The following is a 1,073-nucleotide window of genomic DNA, read 5'->3' on the forward strand; positions in this document are numbered from 1 at the left end:
AGTCGCCAATGATGCTGACTTTCTCTTTGCCATCTTCAATATCGACCAACCACAACTCGCCGATAGGCAGTTCATGATTGCGCTTGATGAGACCTTCGATAAGCTCTGGCGTGTAACTGGACCCTGCACCAATAATGGTAATTTTTAGATTCTTTTTCATCGTGCTGTTTCTCGTTATGGATAAGACAGTTTGATTTAAAAGCATCGTGATTCGCTATACAAACCAATTTAAACTTGCTATGCATTAGCCTTTCTAATTTATGTTGAGTGCCAAGATGGACAGAAAACAGCAGATGCTCTCTAACATGTACACTTTCGCCGTTGCTGGTAAGTGTCTCAGTTTTACCAAAGCCGCTGAAGAGTTGTTTATAACCCAAGGGGCAGTGAGCCAACGCATTAAGTCACTAGAAGAACAACTGGGTTTCAGCTTGTTTGTGCGTATGACTCGGCGGTTAGAGCTGACCAAGGAAGGTGAGCGATTACTGCACGCGCTTAACCAATCGTTTGAGGTGATTTTCTCTGAACTTGAAGACATCAAATTCAACGAGCTGCGTGGCGAGCTTTACATCGGCGTGGCCCCCACGTTTGCACAGAGTTGGTTACTGCCGCGTATGGTGGAATTTCAGCGTTTGTATCCTTCTCTCAATATCAAGCTTCGAGTAAAGGCAAGCCGATTAGATTTCTTACATGAGCCCGTTGATATTGCGATTTACTACAGTGATAGCGAGCATCCGGGTTTCCATCATCAAAGGCTGTTTGATGAAGAGTTGATGCCGGTTTGTAGCCCTGAATACAGCCAAATACATTTCTCCGATGGTGTGAGTAGTGCCAGCCAATTTGAGGCCGTGACCTTTATCCATTGCACAGAATCGTTAGAAGCAAACGAGCCAAATCATGAATGGCAGAGCTGGTTAGCAAGCCAAAGCAACCCTGAGCTGAAATCGCTTAATGTGATGGAGAAAACCTACCTTTTTAACCATGCCGATATGGCAATGATTGCCGCCAAAAACAGCATGGGAATCGCAATGGCGCGGGCGTCTTTGGTGCAAACCAGTTTGGAAAAGGGAGAACTG

At 45.3% G+C, this 1,073-nt stretch carries 1 protein-coding gene and 1 pseudogene; one reads left to right on the forward strand and one right to left on the reverse strand.

The annotated features are described in order from the left end of the window. Nucleotides 1-160 (reverse strand): annotated as a pseudogene (locus R8269_RS25995) (6-phospho-beta-glucosidase); the annotation flags it as partial. Between the two features lie 115 nt (nt 161-275). On the opposite strand from R8269_RS25995, the gene R8269_RS26000 reads away from it, so the two are divergent. Beyond that, a partial coding sequence (locus tag R8269_RS26000) for a LysR substrate-binding domain-containing protein (protein WP_318223013.1) occupies nt 276-1,073 on the forward strand: 798 nt, incomplete at its 3' end.

Source organism: Vibrio sp. Vb0667, assembly GCF_033391095.1.